Origin of the sequence: Nostoc sp. (assembly GCF_036917775.1) — a bacterium.
Taxonomy (GTDB): domain Bacteria; phylum Cyanobacteriota; class Cyanobacteriia; order Cyanobacteriales; family Nostocaceae; genus Nostoc.
The window spans coordinates 14,850-39,568 of the sequence record NZ_JBALEQ010000088.1 but is presented as its reverse complement, the minus strand read 5'-3'; the positions used below and the strand labels follow the sequence as shown (position 1 = coordinate 39,568).

Annotated in this window: 19 protein-coding genes; 9 read left to right on the top strand and 10 right to left on the bottom strand. The window is 42.1% G+C overall.

Annotated elements, in window-relative coordinates:
• Positions 1 to 219: 219 nt before the first annotated feature.
• Positions 220 to 2,022, top strand: coding sequence for a S8 family peptidase (locus V7K69_RS17210; RefSeq protein WP_335036403.1), 1,803 nt, complete (start codon positions 220 to 222; stop codon positions 2,020 to 2,022).
• Positions 2,023 to 2,205: 183 nt separating this feature from the next.
• Here V7K69_RS17210 and V7K69_RS17205 read toward each other — a convergent pair whose 3' ends face one another.
• The 3 genes from V7K69_RS17205 to V7K69_RS17195 form a co-directional block, all read right to left on the bottom strand.
• A complete protein-coding gene (locus V7K69_RS17205; protein ID WP_335036401.1) occupies positions 2,206 to 3,687 on the bottom strand; it encodes an HlyD family efflux transporter periplasmic adaptor subunit in 1,482 nt (493 codons plus the stop codon).
• Between the two features lie 122 nt (positions 3,688 to 3,809).
• The gene (locus V7K69_RS17200; RefSeq protein ID WP_335036399.1) at positions 3,810 to 4,685 is read right to left on the bottom strand and encodes an SDR family oxidoreductase; all 876 of its coding nucleotides are present in this window, start codon (positions 4,683 to 4,685) and stop codon (positions 3,810 to 3,812) included.
• 172 nt (positions 4,686 to 4,857) lie between these two features.
• Entirely contained in the window at positions 4,858 to 5,013 is a 156-nt protein-coding gene (locus V7K69_RS17195) for a hypothetical protein (RefSeq protein WP_335036397.1), read from the bottom strand.
• A 349-nt stretch (positions 5,014 to 5,362) separates the two neighbouring features.
• Here V7K69_RS17195 and V7K69_RS17190 point away from each other — a divergent pair, with 349 nt between their 5' ends.
• Both V7K69_RS17190 and V7K69_RS17185 read left to right on the top strand, forming a co-directional pair.
• Positions 5,363 to 5,551: a hypothetical protein gene (locus V7K69_RS17190; RefSeq protein WP_179071541.1), complete on the top strand. Its 189-nt coding sequence runs from the start codon at positions 5,363 to 5,365 to the stop codon at positions 5,549 to 5,551.
• 360 nt (positions 5,552 to 5,911) lie between these two features.
• A complete protein-coding gene (locus V7K69_RS17185) occupies positions 5,912 to 6,838 on the top strand; it encodes a GUN4 domain-containing protein (protein WP_335036395.1) in 927 nt (308 codons plus the stop codon).
• A gap of 213 nt (positions 6,839 to 7,051) precedes the next feature.
• Here the strand turns inward: V7K69_RS17185 and V7K69_RS17180 are convergent, their stop codons facing one another.
• Positions 7,052 to 7,954 (bottom strand): S1 RNA-binding domain-containing protein, encoded by a 903-nt coding sequence (locus V7K69_RS17180; protein ID WP_163927734.1) that lies wholly within the window; start codon positions 7,952 to 7,954, stop codon positions 7,052 to 7,054.
• A gap of 176 nt (positions 7,955 to 8,130) precedes the next feature.
• Complete coding sequence (locus V7K69_RS17175; protein ID WP_335036391.1) at positions 8,131 to 8,871, bottom strand: dienelactone hydrolase family protein; 741 nt, start codon at positions 8,869 to 8,871, stop codon at positions 8,131 to 8,133.
• Between the two features lie 276 nt (positions 8,872 to 9,147).
• On the opposite strand from V7K69_RS17175, the gene V7K69_RS17170 reads away from it, so the two are divergent.
• Both V7K69_RS17170 and V7K69_RS17165 read left to right on the top strand, forming a co-directional pair.
• Positions 9,148 to 10,131 carry a GntR family transcriptional regulator gene (locus V7K69_RS17170; protein ID WP_190932867.1) on the top strand — a complete coding sequence of 328 codons (984 nt, stop codon included), beginning with the start codon at positions 9,148 to 9,150 and terminating at the stop codon, positions 10,129 to 10,131.
• 287 nt (positions 10,132 to 10,418) lie between these two features.
• Positions 10,419 to 11,615 carry an FAD-dependent monooxygenase gene (locus tag V7K69_RS17165; protein WP_335036387.1) on the top strand — a complete coding sequence of 399 codons (1,197 nt, stop codon included), beginning with the start codon at positions 10,419 to 10,421 and terminating at the stop codon, positions 11,613 to 11,615.
• 14 nt (positions 11,616 to 11,629) lie between these two features.
• On the opposite strand, the gene V7K69_RS17160 is transcribed toward V7K69_RS17165, so the two are convergent.
• The 4 genes from V7K69_RS17160 to tig form a co-directional block, all read right to left on the bottom strand.
• The gene (locus V7K69_RS17160; protein ID WP_335036385.1) at positions 11,630 to 12,550 is read right to left on the bottom strand and encodes an alpha/beta fold hydrolase; all 921 of its coding nucleotides are present in this window, start codon (positions 12,548 to 12,550) and stop codon (positions 11,630 to 11,632) included.
• Positions 12,551 to 12,658: 108 nt separating this feature from the next.
• Entirely contained in the window at positions 12,659 to 13,999 is a 1,341-nt protein-coding gene (gene clpX / locus V7K69_RS17155; RefSeq protein ID WP_114085547.1) for an ATP-dependent protease ATP-binding subunit ClpX, read from the bottom strand.
• Between the two features lie 9 nt (positions 14,000 to 14,008).
• Positions 14,009 to 14,707, bottom strand: coding sequence for an ATP-dependent Clp endopeptidase proteolytic subunit ClpP (clpP, locus tag V7K69_RS17150; RefSeq protein ID WP_114085546.1), 699 nt, complete (start codon positions 14,705 to 14,707; stop codon positions 14,009 to 14,011).
• 338 nt (positions 14,708 to 15,045) lie between these two features.
• Positions 15,046 to 16,491, bottom strand: a complete 1,446-nt coding sequence (gene tig, locus V7K69_RS17145) for a trigger factor (RefSeq protein ID WP_335036382.1) — start codon at positions 16,489 to 16,491, stop codon at positions 15,046 to 15,048.
• A gap of 890 nt (positions 16,492 to 17,381) precedes the next feature.
• Between tig and V7K69_RS17140 the strand changes: the two genes are divergently transcribed.
• The 4 genes from V7K69_RS17140 (at position 17,382) to V7K69_RS17125 (ending at position 22,687) form a co-directional block, all read left to right on the top strand.
• On the top strand, positions 17,382 to 18,419 hold the full coding sequence (locus V7K69_RS17140) for an aspartate-semialdehyde dehydrogenase (RefSeq protein ID WP_335036380.1): 1,038 nt from the start codon (positions 17,382 to 17,384) through the stop codon (positions 18,417 to 18,419).
• 126 nt (positions 18,420 to 18,545) lie between these two features.
• Entirely contained in the window at positions 18,546 to 19,430 is an 885-nt protein-coding gene (gene dapA, locus V7K69_RS17135; RefSeq protein ID WP_335036378.1) for a 4-hydroxy-tetrahydrodipicolinate synthase, read from the top strand.
• A gap of 280 nt (positions 19,431 to 19,710) precedes the next feature.
• A complete protein-coding gene (locus tag V7K69_RS17130) occupies positions 19,711 to 21,483 on the top strand; it encodes a ribonuclease J (protein WP_335036376.1) in 1,773 nt (590 codons plus the stop codon).
• Positions 21,484 to 22,309: 826 nt separating this feature from the next.
• On the top strand, positions 22,310 to 22,687 hold the full coding sequence (locus tag V7K69_RS17125; protein ID WP_335036373.1) for a Mo-dependent nitrogenase C-terminal domain-containing protein: 378 nt from the start codon (positions 22,310 to 22,312) through the stop codon (positions 22,685 to 22,687).
• A gap of 110 nt (positions 22,688 to 22,797) precedes the next feature.
• On the opposite strand, the gene V7K69_RS17120 is transcribed toward V7K69_RS17125, so the two are convergent.
• Complete coding sequence (locus V7K69_RS17120; protein WP_335036371.1) at positions 22,798 to 24,666, bottom strand: caspase family protein; 1,869 nt, start codon at positions 24,664 to 24,666, stop codon at positions 22,798 to 22,800.
• Positions 24,667 to 24,719: the final 53 nt, after the last annotated feature.

Genomic DNA, 24,719 nt, shown 5'->3' with positions numbered 1-24,719 from the left:
GTTTTTGGCACTAACTGAACCGTATTGTATTCTAAATAGCTCTTCACAAAAAGCATGATTCTCATAAAATATTTTTGGTAATAGAATTAGCATTTTATTATTAAATTTCATAGTAATTATTAAGAATACGGCTTATTCACACCTTAGAACTTTTGTTTAACAAAAGTTCTAATAATTTTAGCTGTTAAAAAGCATTTCTATTTTTGAGAAAAAACAATTATGCTCAATGATAATACTAATAACAATTTATTTTCTACTAATAAAAGCTTAAATTTTACTTCAATCTCTTCATTAGATACATTTAATACTAAGAATGACACCAGCCTCAACTTAAACGGACGTAGTAGCTACAACTCAGCCGATTCTGATGTGCAGTTACTAAATAATAGTAACTACGAAAATAGCAGTAACGCTACTACTAATACTTTTACCACGCAAAGTTATAACTCCACCAATGGCTATGGATTAATTAATGCAGCAGCAGCAGTAGCTAAAGCTGCTAATCAGAATACCTTTGCTGATGTTCCCGATCTTGGTGGTAATAATTGGGGAGCAGACCTTGTTAAAGCACCAGAAGTTTGGGCACAAGGATACACAGGTAAAGGCGTTGTTGTCGCTGTGATAGATACTGGGGTTGACTATAACCACGAGGATTTAAAAAATAATATCTGGACGAATACCAAGGAAATTGCAGGTAACGGTATAGATGATGATGGTAATGGCTATGTTGATGATAATTACGGCTGGAACTTTGCGGATCAAAACAACAACACGCTAGATAACAATGGTCACGGTACTCATGTTTCTGGCACGATCGCAGGAGAAAATAATAACTACGGTGTCACTGGTATTGCATACAATGCCAAGATTATGCCTGTCAAAGTTTTGAATGAGTCTGGCTCTGGTTCCTATAGTTCCATATCTAAAGGTATTCGCTACGCTGTGGATAATGGAGCTAATGTGATTAACCTCAGTTTAGGAGGCACATCTTCCAATCGGACTCTGGAGTCAGCCATTAACTATGCCAGTAGCAAAGGAGTGATTGTTGTCATGGCAGCAGGTAATGATGGTGAATCAGAACCAGACTATCCCGCCCGTTATGCCTCCAAGTCGGGAATTGCTGTTGGGGCAGTAGACAGAAATAATAATATGGCCGATTTCTCTAACCGCTCTGGAACAAATGAAATCTCTTATGTCACAGCCCCAGGAGTCAAGGTTTATTCATCAGTTCCGAATAATCAGTATGCCACTTATAGCGGCACATCTATGGCTGCTCCCCATGTGGCTGGTGTAGTTGCCCTAATGCTTAGTGCTAACCCCAGCCTAACTGATGCTCAAGTACGTCAGATTGTGGCAGAAACATCAGAAAACAGTACACAAAGTACAAACTCTAGTTTAAATATTTCTAATGTTAGTTCTTTGGCAAAGCAAGTGATGTCTACGACGGGCTACGCAGACACAGCAGCAATTAGTTCACAAAGTACAAACTCTAGTTTAAATATTTCTAATGTCAGTTCTCTGGCAAAGCAGGTGATGTCTGGCGACAACCTACTACATATCGACGCACAAACCGCAAAATATCTCACGCCAGAGACTATTTCTAGTTTTAATAATTCTAATTTCGGTTCTCTGATAGGTCAGACTATTACAGAGACAGCAAAATATCTCACGCCAGAGACTATTTCTAGTTTTAATAATTCTAATTTCGGTTCTCTGATAGGTCAGACTATTACAGAAACAGCAAAATATCTCACGCCAGAGACTATTTCTAGTTTTAATAATTCCGATGTCGGTTCTCTGATAGATCAGACTATTACAGAGACAGCAAAATATCTCACGCCAGAGACTATTTCTAGTTTTAATAATTCTAATTTCGGTTCTCTAGTTGGTCAGACTATTACAGGTATCAATACGGATAATAATGATGATAACAAAAATGAGAATAATCTTGATTTTTGGAAACTACTAGAGGGGATGCAAAAACAAATGGATCAGTATAAAAAATTCTTAGGTATCGCTTAAAAATTATAGTGATTTGCAGTTGAGTCAAATACTGTTCGGTTAGAAAAATAAACTAAATAGGCTCGTCTGTTGTGAATGAATTTAGGGGTTTAGCATTGCTAAACCCTTACGTTTTAGGTGTGGTTTGTGGAATACGGAGGCATCGCTTTTGAAATAGCTATAAGAACAAGAGAGGCTATCAATCTACCTAACAGAAAATGCTTCATTGAACCGTCGCGTCACAGGCTCAGTAATAAATGTCAGAATTGACTTTTTACGAGTGACAATTTCACCTGTAGCAGACATTCCTGGTGTAAATTCTACCTCTTGACCACGTACATTAACTGAATGTTTATTTAGCTTAATTCTTGTAGGAAAAACTAAGCCCAATTCTTTATCAATAATTGCATTCGGACTGACTTGCATAACTTCGCCCTCCACAATCCCAAATTCTTGGAAGGGGAAAGTCGCCATTTTCACTTTTGCCTTCATGCCTTGACGAATAAACCCAATATCGCGGTTAAGAACTTTCACCTCTAGAAGCATTTCTTCTCCTTCTGGCAAAATTGACAGCAATTCTTCACCAGATTGGACTGGCCCCTTGGTGGCTTTGACTCTATAAATCGTACCTGCAACGGGAGCCTCAATCGTTTCTAAAGCTTGCTGCTTCCTAGCTTGCTCTAATTGACCTTGAACAGTTGTCAGTTCTTCTTTACGTTTGTTGAACTGTGTCAATATTTCACTTTGGCGTTCTGATGCTACACGCTGGGCCTGACTGCGGGCAGCGTTGTAAGCTTGTTCTGCTTGGCGAATTTCTTGGGCTTGGGCAGCAATATCTTTTTCTAATGATGTGACTTTATCTTGAGCCTCTGTTATTCTATTTTGGGCGTTAGTCACTTCATCTTGCGATCTGGTAATTTCTGTCTTTGCACGAGTCAATCTTTCTTGAGCATCCAAGTAATCGACACGAGGTACAGCACCAGGAGTAATTAGGGTGCGTAAGCTTTTTTCCCTTTCTTGTGCAAGTGCCAAATTACTTTCAATTTTAATTCGGATGCTGTCTGCGTTGGCAAGGTTGGTTTTGGCATTAGTAAAGCTGCTTTTGGCATTAGCTAAGTTGTCTTGCAATCGAGTCAAGCGGACTTTGGCTTGATTGATCAGTGCTATTTGGCGATTTGCTTCTGCTTCTGCTCCTGCTTGACGCGCTTGGTAGTCTTGCAGGCGGGAATTTAAAAGTTCATCTTGTAGTTTTGTCCCAGTTGTTTTGCCTCCAATACGTTCTGCATCCAAACGTTGCAAATCGTCTTGAATCAATCTAGTTGATTTGGCTAGGCGGGAAACATCAGTTATTTGTAAGTCAGGGTCTTTTTGAATTAAAATTTGACCTTTGGTAACGCGATCGCCTTCTTGGACTTTCACACCGACAATTGACCCCCCACCCAAGGATGTCACTGGCCTAACCTGTGTAGAAGCAATTAATTCCCCTGGTGCTGTTGCTACTTCATCTATTTGGGAGAAATTTGCCCAAGCGATCGCTCCAAATACGATCGCGCTCATTGTTCCCGCTAATAATCTCGTGTACAGAGGTGGCAATTCCTGTACTGCCTTCCCCAATTCATAAGTGAGTTGTTCCTCTGGTTGGGCGAATCGCTCTTTTGTCTGACGTGCTTGAGCAGCATTTGTCATTTGTCATTTGTCCTTTGTTATTTGTCATTTGTTATTTGTCATTAGTCATTTGTCCTTGGTTATTCACTAATGACCAATACTTCGGCTTCGCTCAGTACAAGTGACTAATGACCAATGACTCTTCAAACTGCTAAATAGCGCCGCAAAAAGTTTTCTAATGTCTCCAATTGGAAGTTAAAAATCGCTTCTAAATTGGCAATTTCATCTTTAGTACAGAAAAATTCATTTGCTAGCAATGTACGATAAGTTCCCAAAGCTTTTTGGACTTGGGGATTAAATAAACCCAATGCACCTTGTAATCCATCAATAAAAAATAGTGGTGAATTAATTATTACTGGCTCTTTGGCGAAAATCCGACCAAAAATCCGGGGAATATCTTCTCGTAATAAAATCTCCGGGCCTCCCACTGGTAAAATCTGGTTACGAGCGCCTGCAACTGTCACAGAATCCACTACTATCCTTGCTAAATCATCGGTACTGACAATTGAGGTACGGTTTTTGCGATCGCCAATCAGCAGATACAATCCCGTTTCCCGAAATCGTTCTACCAGTGGCAGCAAGTTAGATGCTAATCCAGATGGGCGTAAAATTGTGTAATTCAAGCCACTAGCTGACAAATATTGCTCTACGGCTCGTTTGGCTTTGAACACAGGAGCGTCTTCATATCCGCGATCGGCTCCCAATACCGAAATGAAGACAAAATGCTCTACGCCATTGGCTTTTGCTTGGTCAATCAGTTCAATATTGGCGCGGTAGTCTAAGGATAAAGCATCGCTATCAGAACCGTGAGCGCTAATAATATACTTGACACCCCGACTAGCTTTCTGGATATCTCTTTCCTCTAGCAAGTCACCGATAAAGATTTCTGCACCCCGGTGTTGTAACTCGCTGTAGCGCGAGGTAAGGCGGACAAATGCCCGCACAGACTGTTCTCGTTGTCGAAGAAGTCGCACAACTCTGCGACCAATTCCTCCCGTTGCTCCAGTTACTAGAAACATATAAATACCTAAATTGAATAGTTGCAGCGTTTATAGTTGTCAAAATGCTCGATATATGCTCAAGATATCCTCATGCCAACTAAGCCAATTGGTCACACCTTATTTATCTTAATCTCAAAAAATTATCCCCCACATCTTTGTTGATGCAGGAGATGGGGTAATGGGATTAGTTTTACTGGCTCAAGAAGTCGATAGCTTGTTCAAGTGACATCTTAGCCTTGTGCAAGTTCAGCAGATTCTCTTGCTGATATCGGTCAGGATAGCTCATTTTTCTGCCTTCCAAAGTTATCCGAATCAGTGCTGTTTGTTCGTCTGTGGGTGAATTCATCTCCTCAATGCGGAGTTGATTACCTGGATAGCGTTAAAGTTAGGGGATTTTAACCCTTTACCTAGCTTCATTTGTTGGAGCGCTAAAAGTGGAAATGCCATCAGAGTTACGATATACGAAGTTTTGTATCCTGCATTCCCAGTAGGTTTTACACCGTATCTCCGACATAAATCGCGTAATTCCTTAATAGTCTTGATTTCAAGTTCGGAACGCGTGAACATAAAATAGTAGTGTCCATTTTTTGAATTGGATATTGGTGGTTGTACTTCCGGCAAGTTGTCACAACCACTAAAAAACAATCTATTGTTTTGGCACCAAGTAAATCAAGCCTTGTTTATATTTCTCAATAATGCCTAATCCTAAAGGGAATCCACAAAATTTACAACCAATTAAATCAAATAGAGAAGAATCATTAACAGAAAGAATTAACCTACGCATTACCAAAACTATGAAGGAAGAACTATCTACAAAGGATGATCCTCCAGAATTTTGTCGTCGTGCAATCCAGGAAGCATTAGATAAAGATAGAGAAAAGTAATCTCAAAGGGATAGTGGTCACGAGTGCGTGAATTACTTCAATGAGTCAGTAATCAAGCATATTGAGAAAGTAAAAGCTTCTTTTGAGTAAGTCAAATGTCATTTTGCTTATTAAATTCGACGTAACTTAAGTAATTATGTTAAGAAGATTTGTAGGTTGGGTTGAACGGAGTGAAACCCAACAAAGCCGTGAAAATGTTGGGTTTCGTTCCTCAACCCAACCTACATTAGAGTTATTTTTTAGGCAAAACCTCGCAGTATTTGGCTGAGTTAAAATCGTTGAAGAAGGATTTAAAGCAGTAAGTATAATGTGTTAGCAATTATTGCCGATATAGAGAAGTGGATGTGAGGAGACTTATAGATGAGTGACGAAGATCAGTTTGATGTCTTCCTTTGCCACAATAGCAAAGACAAGCCTGAAGTTATAGAAATTGCTAATGAATTAACAAGACAAGGAATTAAACCTTGGCTAGATAAGTGGGAACTTCGTCCTGGTTTAGGATGGCAGGTTTTACTAGAAGAACAAATAGAAAATATTAAATCAGCAGCAGTTTTTGTGGGTAGCAGTGGACTTGGCCCCTGGCAAAGTCAAGAGATGAGAGCTTTTTTAAACGAATTTGTAGAGAGAGGCTGTCCCGTGATTCCTGTTTTGCTTGGGAATACACCACAGCAGCCTAAACTCCCAATTTTTCTTAGGGGTAATACGTGGGTTGACTTTCGGACAGATATTGAGGCTATGGAGAACTTAATTTGGGGTATTACTGGACGAAAACCAAAGCTACAGCAAGTAATTCAAGTTGATGATCTCAGTTCTGAGAAGGGAGTAAACTACACGCGATTGCGAGATTTGCTAGCAGCAGGCAAGTGGAAAGAAGCGGATGAGGAAACTTTAGCTGTCATGCTCAAGGCATCTAGCAGGGAAAAAGAAGGTTGGTTTGATGTTGAATCTATCAAGAATTTTCCCTGTACTGACTTACGCACCATTGACCAACTTTGGGTACAACATAGCGATGGACACTTTGGCTTTAGCGTTCAGAAGAAAATTTATCTCGAATGTGGTGGAAAGGCTGACGGTGAATATTATAAAGAAGTCTGGGAAAAATTTGGCGATCGCATAGGATGGAGAGTCAAAGAAAACTGGATTGATTACTCTGGTGTAGCCTTTAACATTTCAGCACCACAGGGACACCTCCCAAGGATGAGTGGGGAGGGATATTTATTATTTGGGATTGGTGGTGTTGGGAGGATATCTTTTCTCGCATCGAGACTTGAAAAGTCTAACGTTTAAGCACTTCAGACTTATATAAAGATTTGTAACAAGGTTGTTTTCTACGAGTTAATTGTTTTCCCGCATTTCCAGCCAGAGGCTAGAAAGAAGTCTGTGAAAAGTTTTCCCAATTACAATCCCCCCATATCTTTGTAGATGCAGGGGGAGTATTAACAATTCAAAATTGTTTCAGATGGCGATTTAAACGCTTTGTGCAAGCAGCCCACCTCAAAACTATTCAGCAGGTTTGTTATTAGCTCTATTAGCCCGCGCCTCAGCCGAAGCCATCACCTCATCCATATTCTCTAACACTTCACCAGGGAAGTTTTCCAAAACTCTGGTAGAAAGAGCAACCCGCCCTTTACCTTCATCCAAGTCAATAATTACAGCTTTAATTGGCTGACCAACTTTAAATACCTTTTCTAGAGAATCAATGAATTTTTGGCTTACCTGTTTGATATGAAGCAAAGCCCCCATACCATTTAAATCGACAAACACACCAAAAGGTTTGATGCCAGTCACTTTACCTTCCACCAGTTGACCTAGTTCTAATAAGCTGAAGTTGCTAGAACGAGTTGCTAATCGCTGAGAAAGGATGAGTTTGTTGGTGTTTTTATTAATTTCCAAAAAGCCCACAGTCAGATTTTGACCTTTGAGTGCATCTAAGTTATCACGCTCTGCCAGATGCGATCGCGGAATAAACCCCCGCAAGGAGAGAATATCGACGGTGACACCACCTTTATTAACGCCCATAACCTTTACTTGCACAGTCTGAGCATTTTCCTGCATTTCTGCCAGTCGTTCCCAGATGTGCTGAATTTCCAACTGCTTGCGAGAAAGAGTGACTTGACCTTCTGCATCCTGATCTCGGATAATCAAAAACTGCATTTCCTCTTGCAATGGCAGCACTTCCGATAAATCCGTAACTGCTCTCAAAGAAGCCTCATCGCGTGGTAGAAAAGCTGACGACTTGCCACCAATATCAACATAAGCACCATCATGGTCAAGTTGGAACACTTTGCCATGTACAACCTGTCCCTTTTGAAACTGGTAGTCGTGTTTTTCTAGCGCTTTGGCAAAATCGTCCATTGTAAATGACGAATTGGCTGTTTGAGAAAGTTTCGATTCGGAATTCATGACTTTTGAAGATTAATTTTTATTTGAGATGGTGCCATTGAAGTTTAGATTGTCATTTGTCCTTTGCAAATAACAAATGACCAATGACTAATACTTCGACTACGCCCTTCGACTACGCTCAGGACAAGCTCAGTACAAGTGACCAATGACCAATGACGAACTTGGTTGTATGGTTTTTAGATCAGTTGACCAAAAAGTTGTTTCACCTGCTCCCAAGCATCGGTTGTCGCTTTAGGATTATAACTGGCACGAAGGTCACAGAAAAATCCGTGATCAGCTCCATCGTAGCGAAACACACGATGAGGAATTTTATATTTTTCTAACTCTGCTTCAATCTCATCTACTTGTTCAGGTGGGATGCTGGCATCTTCTGTACCAAAGAAGGCATAGACAGTACCTGGAATTTCTCTGGTGCGGGTAACAGTGGGAGCGCCGCCTCCTGGCGTGCGGGTGGTAATTCCAGCACCGTAGAACGAAGCCGTAGCTTTAATATCTGGTAAAGTGGCTGCAAGATATGCGACATGACCACCAAAGCAAAAGCCAATGCAGCCAAAACTATCTTTTTTGACTTGGGGCAGATTTTTGAGGTAGTCAATTGCTAATTGAATATCGCTTAACAACTCTGATGCTTGAGTTTGCATAGCGTAACCTCTGCCCGTTTCAATATCTTCGGGTGTGTATCCGGTTTCAAAACCAGGAGCAGTGCGTTGAAAAAGTGCAGGTGCGATCGCTACATACCCAAGTTTGGCAATCCGTTCTGTAACATCCCGAATGTGAACGTTGACACCAAAAATCTCTTGTAAGACCACGATTCCTGGGTAAGATCCAGGTTCTTTTGGTTCTGCCAGATATGCTGACACTTGAATATTATCTTGCAAAAGATTAACCGTTGTGGTAATTATTGCTTGCTCTGCCATAATAATTTTTACCCGTGTTATGTGATTAACGGTGTGTTTGTTTGATATAACTATGCCAGTATGCCTAGCTTTTTTCTAATTAAATTATCAATAACTAATAGTGAGCGCATTAGAAATTTGTATCAGAAAAACTTTATATGTAAATAAACGTATCTCAGACATAGCAAATGTAGCTGGTCACAAAAGGAGGCTGAGTTAAAAGTGTTGAGTATAAAAGCAATACTTAATACTCAAAATTCAGCACTCATTAGCACTTAGTATTCAGGAGGTTTGGTGGTGATTCAATTCCGTATTCAGCCAGACAGCGAAATTCCCGCATCAACCCAGCTGTTTAATCAAATCCGCTTTGCGATCGCTTCTCGGCAATATCCCCCAGCGTACAAATTGCCAAGCACACGGGCGCTAGCAATGCAAACGGGATTACACCGTAACACCATTAGCAAAGTTTACCGTCAACTAGAAGAAGACGGATTTGTTGAAAGTATGGCTGGTTCGGGAATTTATGTTCGTCCCCAAGGTCATGAGGGCGGTAGTCGGCTACAATCACCAATTCTCAAACAAAATCCTGACGCATATCAAGTTGTGCAGCAAGCACTTGATGATTTGCTCACTCAAGGATGTTCACTCAATCAAGCCAGAGAGCTATTTTTAGCGGAAATTGACTGGCGCTTGCGTTGTAGTGCGCGAGTACTGGTTGCAGTTCCATCCTATGATATGGGTGCTGGTGAATTGATGGTCTATGAATTGGAGCGATCGCTAAAAATTCCAGTGCAGTTAGTAGCAATGGAAGAATTAACAGCAGTATTAGATAAAACTACCTCTGCAACAGTAGTTACAAGTCGGTACTTTATCAGTAATGTAGAAGCGATCGCAGCCCCTAAAGCTGCACGGGTAATTCCTCTGGATATCTACGACTACAGCAAAGAACTCAGCCTCTTAAAAACCCTACCAAAAGAAAATTGTGTAGGTATAGTTAGCCTCAGTTCCGGGATTGCACGAGCAGCAGAAGTCATCCTCCACGGTCTGCGGGGAGATGAACTACTAGTGATGACTTCGCAACCAAAAGATGCCTATAAACTTCAGGCTATGGTTAAACGGGCTGAGGTCATCATCAGCGATCAAGCCAGTTTTGCAGCAGTGCAAGCAGCCGTACAAGCATCTGATGAAGATATTATTCGTCCACCGAAACTGATTAAGGTTGAAAATTATATCGGCACTAACTCGATTAACTTGCTAAAACGAGAATTGGGTTTGAGTTAATTAGGACTTATACCAATTTAATGTGAAGCTGCACTAAATAAGTAACTCTCTATTCTTGGCGCTCTTGGCGTACTTGGCGGTTCGTTTAATATTCTCTGTATCTTCATACAGAATTGGTATTAACCAAAATATCTCTTAAACTCTCATTTCTCTGTGCCTTCTGCGTGGCAGTCGCTCATGGGGGAAACCCCCTTGGCGCTAGCCTCTGTGGTTCCCTATTCCGTAATTAATATCAAGATAATTCGACCAACATCTTTGAGAACAACTAATACAGGAGGGATAACGTAATGCAAATTGTAATTGTAGGCGCAGGCCCAACAGGTGTAACCCTTGCCCTCCTCCTTACACAACGTGGTATTCCTGTAACGTTAATTGAAGCAGCAAAAGACTTTTATCGTGTTTTTCGCGGTGAAGGATTAATGCCCAGTGGGTTAGATGCACTAGAACAAATGGGACTATCACCGTTGTTAGAGCATATTCCCCATCGACAACTCGACGCATGGGAATTCATTCTAGGGGACAAGCAATTGTTTCGAGTCGAAGAACCAATGGGAGCAACCCAACCCTGTACACTGGTTTCACAACCACCGCTACTCAAAGCACTAATTTCCCAAGCTCAAACCAATAATGAGTTTGAATTTATCCAGGGTGTTCCAGTCAAAGATTTACGTTGGAGTAATCAACGTGTCGCAGGTGTAGTATTGAGCGATGGCAGAGAACTTACTGCTGACTTAGTGATTGGGGCAGATGGTCGAAATTCTCTGGTACGACAACGTATAGGATTGGAATTAGTACGCCAGCCCAAAAATATTGATATTCTCTGGTTTAAACTTGCCGCCAGTCCTGAGTTTGCAGCCGATAATGTTTTTCGTACTATTGTAAATGGCGATCGCGTATTTACCATTTTTCACGGAGCAGAATCAGGAAAACTGCATCTAGCTTGGGTGATATCCGCAACCGAAAACACTGACTTCAAGCAAGCTAACTGGGCAGAGATTTTTGCCTCACTATCACCCTCATGGCTAGCAGAACATTTCCGTAATCATGCAGACACCATTGAATCCCCCATTCGGCTTTCTGTTGTGGTTGGTTATTGTCCACAATGGCACGTACCAGGAGTATTACTTCTAGGTGACGCGGCACACCCAATGTCTCCTGTCCGCGCTCAAGGAATTAATCTAGCATTGCGTGATGTCATTGTCGCTGCTAATCATCTTGTGCCGTTGTTGCACAAAGAAGCCGAACACCAGGACATTGATATGGCACTACCGCGCATCCAATCAGAACGTGAGCCAGAAATTATCCGCGCCCAGCAACTCCAGTTACAGGAAGCTAAACAAGGCGAACTACTGCGAAAAAATGCACTGCTGCGATCGCTGTTGAGTCAACTTCCTCCCTTGCTGCGTAAAATACTTAAAAAGTCTTGGTTAAAGCGACAATATAAAATGCGTCAAGGTATCACACAGGTTCATTTAACTGTGTAAACAACCGCCAGAACTTATTTAACTTGTGGCTGTGGAATATTAATTTGCAAAAACTCTTGCACCAGTTGCATATAAGTTGGAGTATCTTCCAACATCGGGAAGTGGGCTGTGTTAGGAATCATCACAAATTCAACTTTGTCATTCAGTGCAGCTGCTTTACGCCCCATCTCGGCCGGAATAATTTTGTCATACTCTCCCGCCACGAGCAGAGTCGGCACTGTCAGCTTGGCAAACTCAAGCGGCATCACTTCAGATTGAGCCTTACTAACGGAAGTAAAAATTGTCCCTAAAGCTGCATCGTAATCTGCTTCGAGAAAATCTTGTAAAAAAGCTTGGCGTTCAGAATGTGGTATTGAACTATATAGAAATCTCGCCATAAACATCTGGTCAACAAATGGAATTTTGCTTAACCATTTGGGACGGAATTTAACTACATAGCCACCGAATTTATGAAAGGCACTAAAAGATTTTTCGTCGTACTCAAAAATGCCGCTACAGGTTAGAATTCCTCGTTCCACTCGTTGGGGGTAGCGGTTAAAAAATAAAGTCGCAACAGAAGCGCCCATCGAGTGAGCATTAATATAGACACGCTGAAGATGCAGCCCATCTAACAAAGCTGCCAAATCATCAGCGTATTCTTCTAATTCATAGGTTAAGTCTTTGATTGCCTGTGATTCTTCCTTGAGGGACTCAGATTCGGCAACAGCTTCACTTGCTTCGGCTATGGTTGGCTTCCCACCAGAACGGCCAAATCCCCGCATATCGTAGAGTAAACAATCAAATTGCTCTGATAAAGCATTCGCGGTATTTTGCCAATATCTAGCCGAACCAGCCCAACCGTGCATAAAAACCATCACTGGTTTTACCAAAGAAGCAGATGGTTTTTTCACCCATTCGTAGTAATGGTCAACGCCACGAACTTTAATATAAGGCATTAGTCATTAGTCCTTTGTCAGTTGTCATTAGTCATTTTCCCTTATTACACGGTTATTAGTCTTTAGTTTTTGACTAATAACCAATGACTAATGACTAATGACTGACTATTAAGCTGACTCTGGTTTCGGTAGTGAAGATGGATGGATTATTAGTTCCGCAGTCGATCGCTTCTCGACCATTTCCCGTGTTACTGTACAGCGTGTCACATCCTTACGGGATGGTAACTCGTACATTACATCCAGCATAAGTTCTTCGACAATGCCCCGTAGCGCTCTAGCACCAGTTTTACGGCGGTAGGCTTCTTGAGCGATCGCTCGTAAAGCATCTGGTTTAAAATCTAACTGGACATTATCCATCTTCAGCAGCTTTTGGTACTGCTTCACTAAGGCGCTGCGTGGCTGGGTGAGAATCGCCATTAGCGCTTCTTCATCTAGCGGATCTACTACTGCTACCATTGGCACACGCCCAATAAATTCTGGAATCATGCCAAATTTTACTAGATCGTCCGGCGCTAAATGACGGAGAGTATCTGCTGCCCGCTTTTCTTTCGTTTGGCCTTCTCCAGGTTGCACAAAGCCTATTGCTTTTTTGCCAACTCTCTGATCCACAACCTTTTCTAGGCCTACAAAAGCACCACCACAGACGAACAAAATATTACTTGTATCAATTTGGATGCAGTCTTGATAGGGATGCTTGCGCCCTCCTTGGGGTGGTACATTGGCGATCGTTCCCTCTAACATTTTCAACAAGGCTTGCTGCACGCCTTCGCCAGAAACATCACGGGTAATTGACGGGTTCTCACTCTTACGAGCAATTTTGTCAATTTCATCAATGTAGATGATTCCTCGTTGCGCTTCCTCTATATCCAAATCTGCCACTTGCAACAGTCGCAGCAAGATATTTTCCACATCTTCTCCCACATAACCTGCTTCCGTCAGCGTCGTAGCATCAGCGACGGCAAAAGGTACATCCAGGATTTTCGCTAAGGTTTGCGCTAAGAGAGTTTTGCCGCAACCAGTTGGGCCGATTAACAAAATGTTGGACTTTTGCAGTTCTACAGCATCATCCGCCCCACCTTTGCCACTGGCTTTAGACTGAATGACTGCCAACCGCTTGTAGTGATTGTAAACAGCTACTGACAGGACTTTCTTGGCTTCATCTTGACCAATAACGTGTTCGTCTAGATACTTTTTAATCTCTCTTGGCTTGGGTATTTGATTAAACGAAATACTAGAAGATTGAGTACGCCGTTTTTGAGGTGGTTCTGCTCTTGGTGCGGGTTGTGCTGCCGCACCATTGGTATCGAGTAACTCTTCGTCTAGTATTTCATTACACAAGTCAACGCATTCATCGCAGATGTAGACTCCCGGCCCTGCGATTAATTTACGCACCTGCTCCTGAGACTTGCCGCAAAACGAACATTTTAAATGGGAGTCGTACTTAGACATACCAGCCTCTTATTTCAGAATGGTGACGTTTTCCCCTGCTGTGGGAAGATTTTGCCTGGAAATGACCTGATCAATCAAACCGTAGTTTTTCGCCTCTTCTGCCGACATGAAAAAGTCGCGCTCAGTATCTGCTTCAATTCTTTCTAAGGGTTGACCAGTATGATGAGCCATTAACTGATTCAACTTAGCCTTAACGTAAAGAATTTCTCTGGCTTGAATTTCAATGTCAATAGCTTGACCTTGAGCGCCACCAAGTGGTTGGTGAATCATAATCCGGGAGTCAGGCAGAGACATTCGCTTACCGGCAGCCCCTGCTGTTAACAAAAATGCCCCCATACTCGCGGCTAATCCAAAACAGATGGTAACAACATCAGGGCGAATTTGCTGTATTGTATCATAGATTGCCATCCCTGCGTAGACCGAGCCACCAGGAGAATTGACATACATTTGAATGTCTTTCTCTGAGTCTTCGGAATCTAGGAATAACAATTGAGCCACAATTGAGTTGGCTACGGCATCGTCTATTGGCGTTCCCAAAAAGATAATCCGCTCTCGCAGCAGGCGGGAGTAGATGTCGAAAGCCCTTTCTCCCATGCCAGACTGTTCTACCACCATCGGCACGATGTTGCTAGGGCTGTTCAACTGGGAGTTAATGTTTATTCGGCTTTGGTTGCTGATGGGGTAGTTTCCCGACTGCGATACAAACATACAGGCTTTCTGTGACGATAATTTAGGACAAATGTTTCAGCAGCTTATGCTGCCTTTTCGACGAATGGAATTTTTATAGCTACGTGTTAACCATTATGCCTCATATAACTTGCTCTCGTGTAACACAGTATCAAGCTCAGTCCATAACATGTGTCACAATTTGCCAAAAATTCATTAATTCTTTAAATTATTTTGACTTTATCCCAGTGGGAATTGGGCAATAATTAATAGTTCTTCTCTTTCTGCTTTGCTCCTCCGCTTCCTTGTCTCCCTTACCTTACCCATTTCACCAGTACTTTAACTCAGGACTGGTGAATTTATGGCTTTGGGATTTTTTATTATCCTTCTGTGACTTCTGTTGTAGAAGGTTCGCTGTTTTCTGCCTCTGTCTGAGATACATCAGCATCAGCAGCATCAGATTCTGTGGCTTCCGTTTCCTCAGAGGGACTCAAGGAGCCTTCGGGTACAAGTTCAACTGAGGAATGTTCTAAGAGCCAATCGATGGTTTTTTCGGTTAATAGTTCGTTTTCCACGATTGAGCGCAGTCTATCTTCATCAACCTCTTTTTCTTCTGGGTACTGTTCCAAAAGTTCTTTGACTCTGGCTGCGATTTCTTCTGGTGTTACCTCAATAGATTCGCGTTTACCGACTTCTCGCAAGGACAAAGAACGTTTGATGCGTTCGATGGCCTCAGTACGCGATCGCTCCCGCAATTGAGGAATAATATCTTGAGTAAACAACTTCCTCACATCTAATCCCTGCTGAGACAGGCGCATTGCTGTTTGCGTTAGCATTGCATCCACTTCTTGCTCAACCAAAGTTAGTGGTAAGTCCACTTCTACGTGCTTAAGCAGTTCCGTTAACAAGGCTTCCTGCTTATTTGTTTTTGTTTTGTCATCCGCCTCTTTTTGATATCGCTCTACCAAAGAAGCGCGTAACTCCTCTAAAGTTTCAAAATCGCTGATTTCCTGGGCGAAATCGTCATTTATTTCTGGTAGTTCCTTTTCCTTCAGCTCTTTGAGCGTCACTGTGAAAGTTGCTGCTTTTCCAGCTAAATCCTCATTAGCATACGGATCTGGGAACTGAGCCGCAATTTCTCTAGTTTCTTCAGGATTCATCCCTACTATTCCCGATATAAAGCCTGGGATAAACTTATCTTCCTGTAATTCAACTTGAAAATCAGTTGCTTCGGCTCCGGGAATCGGTTCTAGTTCAGCTGTTTCGTCTTCACCCTCAACTCTGGCGAATGAGCCTTTAAAATCGACTACGGCAATATCACCAATTTGGGCTGCACGTCCTTCCACAGGAATTAATGTCGCTAATTCTTGACGTTCCTTCTCAAGGGTACTATCCACTCGTTCTGGATCGTACTTGACTTCTTCCGCTTGGAAAAGCAAATCAGTGTACTGCAATAGATTTACTTCTGGTTCTACATCGACAGCGGCCGAAATCGTCAGAGGTTTTCCAGGTTCATAATTATTAATCAAATCCTCAAAGGAGGAGCGCAATTGCGGCTGACCGATTGCCGGGATAGCTTCTTGTTTAACTGCTTGCTCAATGCCGTCTTGAATTAGTTCTTCCAGCGCTGCTGCCTTGATACGAGTTGTACCCAGCCTTTGTAGTAATATCGGCCGAGGTACCTTGCCTTTACGAAACCCAGGAATATTGGCAGTACTCGCTAAGTTTTTAATGACCTGTTCGTAAGTTTGCTTGGTAATTTCCGGCGTAATCTCTATTTCCAGGCCAATTTGGCTGGCGGGAAGTTTTTCCTGGGTAACTTTCATGCTTCGTCTCTAGTTTTCTGGTATTTTAATCTCCGAGTACACACAAGACGCAATAATTTTTCGCGTTTATGGCTTGATGTCTCTTAGGGAGGAGGGGGAGTTTGTCACAAGGCTTTATGACATCCAAGGATGGATTGTGTGTCCTGGCACAGAGATCCAGTTTACTGCCAATGACCAAGGACTTGACAATTTACCGTCATAACAATTATTGACACTCCCAGGGCTAAGAACGTCTGGGATTTCTTGCCTAATATTTGTAATAAGTGCTGAATCATTGCGGATTGGGAAGATTTTTATCCTTATTCCCCAGTCCGTAATTTTCAGTTAGTCTGAATTTAGCACTGGAAAGTCAAGAATTCATTATTCGGTGGGCTAAGACCGTGATATTCTGATTTTCAGCCAGTAGTTTATTACTTCAAAGTTATAGCATTGAGTCTAGCTATATTTTGGTACAGGATTAAACAGGCTGCCTAGCCGCATAGCTCGATTTTATCGGTTGCTAATTTTATACCATTTGCATCATAGTACATTCATCGGGCTGGCAACTCACTTTACAACCAAGACGTTTATTCACCTTACCAGGTTAAATGTCTAAGTGCAGATATATATGTATTTTTCTAGCTAGATGGCGCTTTGTTGTACAATACTATAATATGGTTTAGATAAATGAATGAAAGTTGGATGGCGGCTGTTGTAAAATACAACATCGCTTAACTTATTAAATAACCTAAGTAAATAAATTTATTAAATCTATTAAAGATAGACTAAATTAGAGAAAATCTCAATCTATTCAAAATTAATTTTAAGACTGCGATCGCTATTTAAATATAAATAAATTGTCAATTGTTCCAAAAAATTGCAGATAAGTCTTTTATAAGGAGGAAGCAAGTTTGTCGAAATCCTATCGTTTAGCTATTTTGGGAGCTACTGGTGCAGTTGGCACAGAGTTGCTGGAATTATTAGAAAGCCGTAATTTTCCGATTGCTGAGTTGAAGTTATTGGCATCAGAGCGCAGTGCTGGGCGATCGCTACAGTTTAAAGGGGAAAATATCCCAGTAGAGTTAGTAAGCGATCGCGCCTTTGAAAATGTCGATATAGTACTAGCTAGCGCGGGTGGTTCCACATCTAAGACTTGGGCAGCAGTTGCTGTGGCAAAGGGTGCAGTGGTAATTGACAACTCCAGTGCCTTTCGGATGAACCCAGAAGTTCCCTTAATAGTGCCAGAAGTTAATCCACAAGCCGCAGCTAATCACCAGGGCATTATTGCTAACCCTAACTGCACAACGATTTTGATGACTGTGGCAGTATGGCCATTGCACAAAGTTAAACCAGTTCAACGTATCGTGGCTTCAACCTACCAATCTGCTAGTGGGGCAGGGGCTAGGGCAATGGCAGAAGTCAAAGCCCAAACAAGCGCTATACTACAAGGACAGCCGCCAGTTGCTGAGGTATTGCCTTACCCATTGGCATTTAATTTATTCCCGCATAACTCACCATTAAATGATTTGGGTTATTGTGAGGAAGAGATGAAAATGGTCAACGAAACCCGAAAAATATTTGGCACGCAGCAAATCAGAATCACTGCGACCTGTATACGGGTTCCCGTACTCCGCGCCCATTCAGAAGCCATTAATTTAGAATTTGAGACTCCCTTTAGTGCCGAGGAAGCCAGAAAAATTTTAAATTCCTCCCCTGGAGTGAAATTGGTAGAAGATTGGGAAACTAATCATTTTCCAATGCCAATTGAAGCAACCGGTAGAGATGAAGTTTTAGTGGGAAGAATCCGTCAGGACATTTCTCATCCTTGTGGCTTGGAATTATGGTTGTGCGGCGACCAAATCCGCAAAGGCGCAGCATTGAATGCAATACAAATCGCCGAGTTATTGGTAGAAAAAAATCTACTCAAACCATTAGCTATTAGTCATTAGTGATTAGTCATTGGTAAGTGACAAAGGACAAATGACAAATGACACTTGAAAGCAATTTGCAGATAGGTTATTACAATAGGAAACCACCAAGATACAAAAATATGGGCAATCAGGAGTGAAAACAGGGTGGGAGATTTTGGTAATGTTTTAACCGCTATGATTACACCGTTTAAAGCAGACGGTAGTGTAGATTATGGTGTAGCGGCAGAACTGGCAGTGCATCTAGCTAACAACGGTACAGATACATTGGTGATGTGCGGTACAACAGGAGAATCCCCTACCTTGAGTTGGGATGAGGAATACCAGTTGTTTGTCGAAGTATTGCAGTCCGTGGCAGGAAAAGCCAAGGTGATCGCAGGTTGTGGTTCAAATTCCACCAAAGAAGCGATCGCTGCCACCCAAAAAGCGTCTAAGATAGGAGTACATGGTTCCTTACAAGTTGTTCCTTATTACAACAAACCGCCACAAGCGGGATTGGAAGCGCACTTTCAGGCAATAGCACAAGCCTGTCCCGACTTACCATTGTTGTTATACAATGTCCCAGGTCGTACCGGACAAAACCTTCAGCCAGAAACAGTTGCCCGGTTAGCTGAGGTTAGCAATATTGTCGGGATTAAAGAATCCACTGGTAACATAGATCAGGCAAGCGAAATTCGTCGCTTGACACCAAAAGAATTCCACATCTATTCTGGTGATGATTACATGACTTTGCCTTTGTTAGCGATCGGGGCAAAGGGTGTGGTAAGTGTGGCTTCTCATCTGGTAGGAAACCAACTACAGCAGATGATCAAAGCTTTTAGTGCGGGAAAAATTGAGGTAGCAAGCGACATTCATCTGCAACTCTTCCCGTTGTTTAAAGCTTTATTTCTCACTTCAAATCCCATTCCAGTGAAAAAAGCGCTGAAACTCCAAGGTTGGGAAGTTGGTTCAACTCGTCCACCGCTATGTGAAGCTGATTTAGAAGTAAGTCAAAAGTTAGAAGCGGTTCTGAAAGAACTTAGTTTAATCTAGCGACTATCTAGTTAAACTTTGACAGTCTACTGCTTTCTAAAGATATATATAAACAATGACCATAATTGTTCATAAGTTGCAATTTAAAAACCTGTGCTAGGACTGATAGATATACTATGAATCCTTAAGTATACAGTCGATTTTATTGAATAAAAAATTGAAAATTTCAATTAAAACTTGATTGCTTTCAGAATGACTTAAGAGACAGATGATGTTGTCTTAAATACAAGGAAAGTTAACTATCAACTTAATTAACTACAAGTAACAATCTAAGGAGAAAATGGCTAAAAACGAAGCTAATAATTCCGCCTTGAAAATTATTCCTTTGGGCGGTTTGCACGAAATTGGGAAAAATACCTGTCTTTTTGAGTATGACGATGAAATCATCCTGTTAGATGCAGGATTGGCTTTTCCTACAGAGGCAATGCATGGAGTAAATATTGTTTTGCCAGATACGACCTATCTACGGGAAAATCGCCACAAAATTAAGGGGATGATCGTTACTCACGGTCATGAAGACCATATCGGTGGGATTGCTTTCCATCTCAAGCAGTTTGATATCCCCGTGATTTATGGGCCTAGGCTAGCAATGGCGATGCTGGAGGGTAAATTAGAAGAAGCAGGAGTCCGCGATCGCACAGAAATCAGAACAGTTTTACCACGGGATGTAGTGCGGATTGGCAAAAACTTTTTAGTTGAATATATCCGTAACACCCACTCCATCGCTGATAGTTTCACTGTTGCCATTCATACACCCCTTGGTGTAGTCATTCACACAGGTGATTTCAAAATTGACCATACCCCAGTAGATGGTGAAAAGTTTGATTTGCAACGATTAGCAGAACATGGTGAAAAAGGCGTTCTTTGCCTGCTAAGTGATTCCACCAACGCCGAGATACCAGGATTTACACCTTCAGAACGTTCGGTTTATCCAAACCTGGAGAGAGTATTTAGTCAAGCCACTGGGCGATTATTTGTCACAACCTTTGCTTCTAGCGTGCATCGCATCAATATGATTTTGGATATCGCCAAGAAGCAAAACCGTGTTGTTACGATTGTTGGGCGTTCCATGCTGAACTTAATTGCTCATGCTCGGAATCTAGGTTACATCAAGTGTGAAGATAATCTCCTGCAACCATTACACGCAGTCCGAAATCTGCCTGATGAAAAAGTTTTAATTCTCACTACAGGTTCTCAGGGTGAATCGATGGCAGCAATGACTCGCATTGCTAATAAAGAACATCCTCATATTAAAATCCGCCAAGGAGATACAGTAGTATTCTCTGCTAACCCCATTCCCGGAAATACGATCGCTGTAGTCAACACCATTGATAAATTAATGATTCAGGGTGCAAAAGTGGTCTATGGACGGGATAAAGGGATTCACGTCTCTGGTCACGGCTGTCAGGAAGAGCAAAAGCTGATGATTGCTTTAACTCGACCCAAGTTCTTTGTGCCATTTCACGGCGAACATCGGATGCTAGTGAAGCACGCAGAAACGGCTCAGAGTATGGGCATTCCCGCAGAAAACATGATCATTATTCAGAATGGTGATATTGTCGAACTGACTGAAGATGCGATTCGGGTTGCTGGTAAAGTGCCATCTGGTATCGAATTGGTGGATACTACTAGTTCGGGTATGGTAAGTGCCAAAGTGCTGCAAGAACGGCAACGCATGGCTTCAGAAGGCATTATTACCATTGCCGCTGCAATTGATTGGAATGGTAAACTGTTGGCGAAACCAGAAACTCACCTCCGGGGTGTCGTTACAACTGTAGAGCGATCGCTGTTACAAACCTGGGTAAAACAACGCATTGAAGAAATTCTCACTGTGCGCTGGACAGAATTTGCTCCTGAGCAAGGTGAAGCAGCAGATATAGACTGGGGCGGATTGCAAGGAACTTTAGAACGAGAATTGCAACGTTCTATCCGTCGAGAATTGCAATGTCAGCCATCTGTGACTTTATTGATGCAAATTCCTGATGAGCCACCTGTCAAAGTTGCCGATGGCAGAAGACGGCGGACTCGGACTGCTGCTCAAGTAGCATCATAGAGAATTTAAGGTAAAAATCTCATACAGAGAGAAGTTTGAGCGGCGCTTTCACCGCTCAAACTTCGATGGGCGCAAAGACACAGAATTTTTCTGAACGTCTTTGCGCTTTCTTTTCTCATGGGTATAGAGCTTGCCTATAATTGGTTGCTATCACTGAAGGCGTACTACTAAGATAGATTGCAATACGGTTCGGTTAAGGCAAGAGACGCGATAAATCGCGTCTTTGCAATTAGCAGCGTGTCATCAAAAAACTTTATCCGAAACGTATTGGGATGAATTGCGCTGTAGAGTACCAAAACATCCATAAGCAACTTCATCTGATTTTAACGCTTCAGACTGTATCATTTTCAAATTGCCACTGCTAACGTAAGTTTTGTGAAATGCAATCTTATTCTACTCGCTCAAAAATCACTACTTCTACGGTATTCAACCAGCGATGAACAAGACATACTTACGTGAGAAAGTGGGAACACGGAGAGGAAAAAAGCCTTCTAGGGTATTACTGATGTTTATACTTAGCAAAAATTCTTTTGGAAAGACCTTATATTAAGTTGTGTAAATGTTACACTAAAACCTATCCAATGACGGATGTCTTTACTAAAATCTAAACTATGTCAAGTTATGAACAAGATCGTAATATTACACTACCGATCCCCAGAAATTTGCGATTAACTTGACGTAGTAATAAATTAGGTTCTGACTTAAGTGGCTAATCAGATATTACATTATATCGCAGTCAGAACGCGATTTTTCCGGGAAAGTTCGTTGCCACGTTGTATATATTCATCAAAAAGGTGAATAGCCTCAATAACACAGAGGGTTAACCATGAAGGTATTCGACAATACCACGAAAAAGATTTTTCTGGCGAGCTGGGTATCAATCAATCAAGCAGAGACTACTGACCATAAAGTAAGCCAGCTTAACCATTCTCCTTCCAAGCCTTACTGGGATATTCTCCAACCCCTACGGCAACGAGTAGAAAACATTCAAGTCCGCGATCGCCAACTAGCTCACCGTTTGTGCAAATTTATTCCATCTCAGTGCCCCTTTGAGCGCGATGTCAAATTATTTGGGAAGACCTTGTTTCACATCCCACCCATGTGCAAGCTCAACCCCTTATATGAAGAAGTGGTTGGTTTACGTTTCCGAGCGTTGTGCTATCTAGCCGACGACTGTGGCGAAGATGTATCGCAGTACTGCTAATACTGAGATATGAGCGCTTAGGAAAAAGTTAGGAGTCAGGAGTAAGAGGTCGGGGATCAATAATATAACTCCTAATTCCTAACTCCTAACCATTTTTTATTATTTTTTTACTATTTCTTTTGCCATTTTTGAATGGCATCCTGAGCATCTTCGTAAGCGCCTGTCTCCTCTGGAACTAGCGCAGCAGTTGCAATTGCGGCACTACGATCTCCTTCGGCAGCGCGGCGCTTGGCCATGTCTAAAATTTTCTCACTCCATTTATTGATCGACTTTTGGGCACTATCAAAGCCTGGTTGACCTGCTGGCACTTTCTTGGCAACTTCGATCGCCCGATTGTAAGTAGATGCCTGTCCAGATTTAATTAAGGCATTAGCTGCATCTAAAAGAGTTTTGTTACTCACATACTGCTTGCCCTCTAGCCGCCACAGATTAATAGCTGCTTGTGCTTTGGCGTAGGGGGCTTCATCTTTGGTAATTAATCGAGCGGCAGCAATAGCAGCAGCATACTGTCTTTGTTTAGCACGACCCTCTGCTAAATCTAAAATCATCCGACTCCAAATCTTAATATTCTCTTGGGCTTGTTCGTACAGTGGTTCACCAGTTTTAATTTTCCGGGCTGTAGCGATCGCCATACTCAAATCGCTAGCCTGAGTTTGTCTGAGCGACATTTTCGCCAAGTCTAATACTGCTTGATTCCGCTTTTTCGACTCGGAACTAGAGATGATTTGGGCGCTAGATTGGTTGTTAAGTCTAACTACTGAAGTACTATCACTTGGTAAATTGTCGATAATCTGGCGATCGCTAGCAGTAGCATTAGGCGATGCAGTTGATATTTGCTTAATTCTAAAAGTTTCTTGATTGCGAAGAAAAACTACAGCAATTAAACCTGCTACTAGCAAGCTGCCTCCGCCCCACAAGATAAACTGTTTCCAAAAAGGGAGACTTGGCTGATTTGTTGGCAATCGAGAGACGTAACCTTTGGAAGAATTGGGGATAAATCTTCCCCTAGGATTCGCTCCCAAAGAAGTTTCCGCCATTGGCTGGGGAAGTAAGTTAGTCGCTGACTGCTGGACTGGTTTACCTTTAGGCTTCTCGATCTTGTGTTGGGAGGAGTTCACAGTAGCTTCTCCCCATCTGCCCCGTTCTGCTGAAGTTCTGGGGTAATCGTCAAGGGGAGGCGCTGCAAGAGCAACAGCAAAAGATTCTTCGGGATAAATCACTGGATTTGCTTCAAAGTCACTTTCCATTGCCAATTCTGGCAAGATTATCTGCGCCCTTGATGGGATGATAGTTGCAGGGTTTTGGACAGGTCGCCAGTGGTGGTGACATAATTTTGGCATGAGCAGACTTAGGTAACTTTCTAAATCTGAAAGGTTACTGCCATTACCAGAACGCAAAGCTTCTAATAAAGCTGCTGTAAAGAATCCGTGACCTAATTCGCTACTTTCGTGAGAAAATTGCTCTGGTTGACAAGAAAGAATTGTCGCTAGTTGTAGTTCTTGGGCTAGTTCTATTGTTTCTTCACCAACGGGAGCATCCGCTTGAGTGCCAAAAGCGCGGTTGATATCGAGTAGTAGCAATACATTCAAGTCAGCAAGTTGGAGACTTTGCATTAGCGATCGCAATTCTATGCCAGTCTCTTGCACGAGTTCGGGGTTGCCCTCTGCTGGCATTAAGTAATCTTTGCCCTTGTAATTGACTCCATAACCGCTAAAGAATAACCACAGATAGTCTTCCGGTTGCCAACTTGTAGCTGCCAAATCCTCAAGCAGCAGCAGAATATTCTCTTTAGTTGGATAAGTTGATCGATCTCCAATTGGCGGCGAAGTATCCGTCATTAGCAGGCAATGTTTGGGGAGAAAGCCTGCCTCTGTCACCAAAAAATCCTCTAGTGCCTCAGCATCGGCTTGGGCACAACTTAAAGGTTGAAATAACTGATAGTGATTGATGCCAATCGCGATCGCCCAGTAATTTGCCATCCCGCTCTTTGTCAGTTATTGTTTGCTGGTCTTAAAATTGCGGTTGGCTTTGC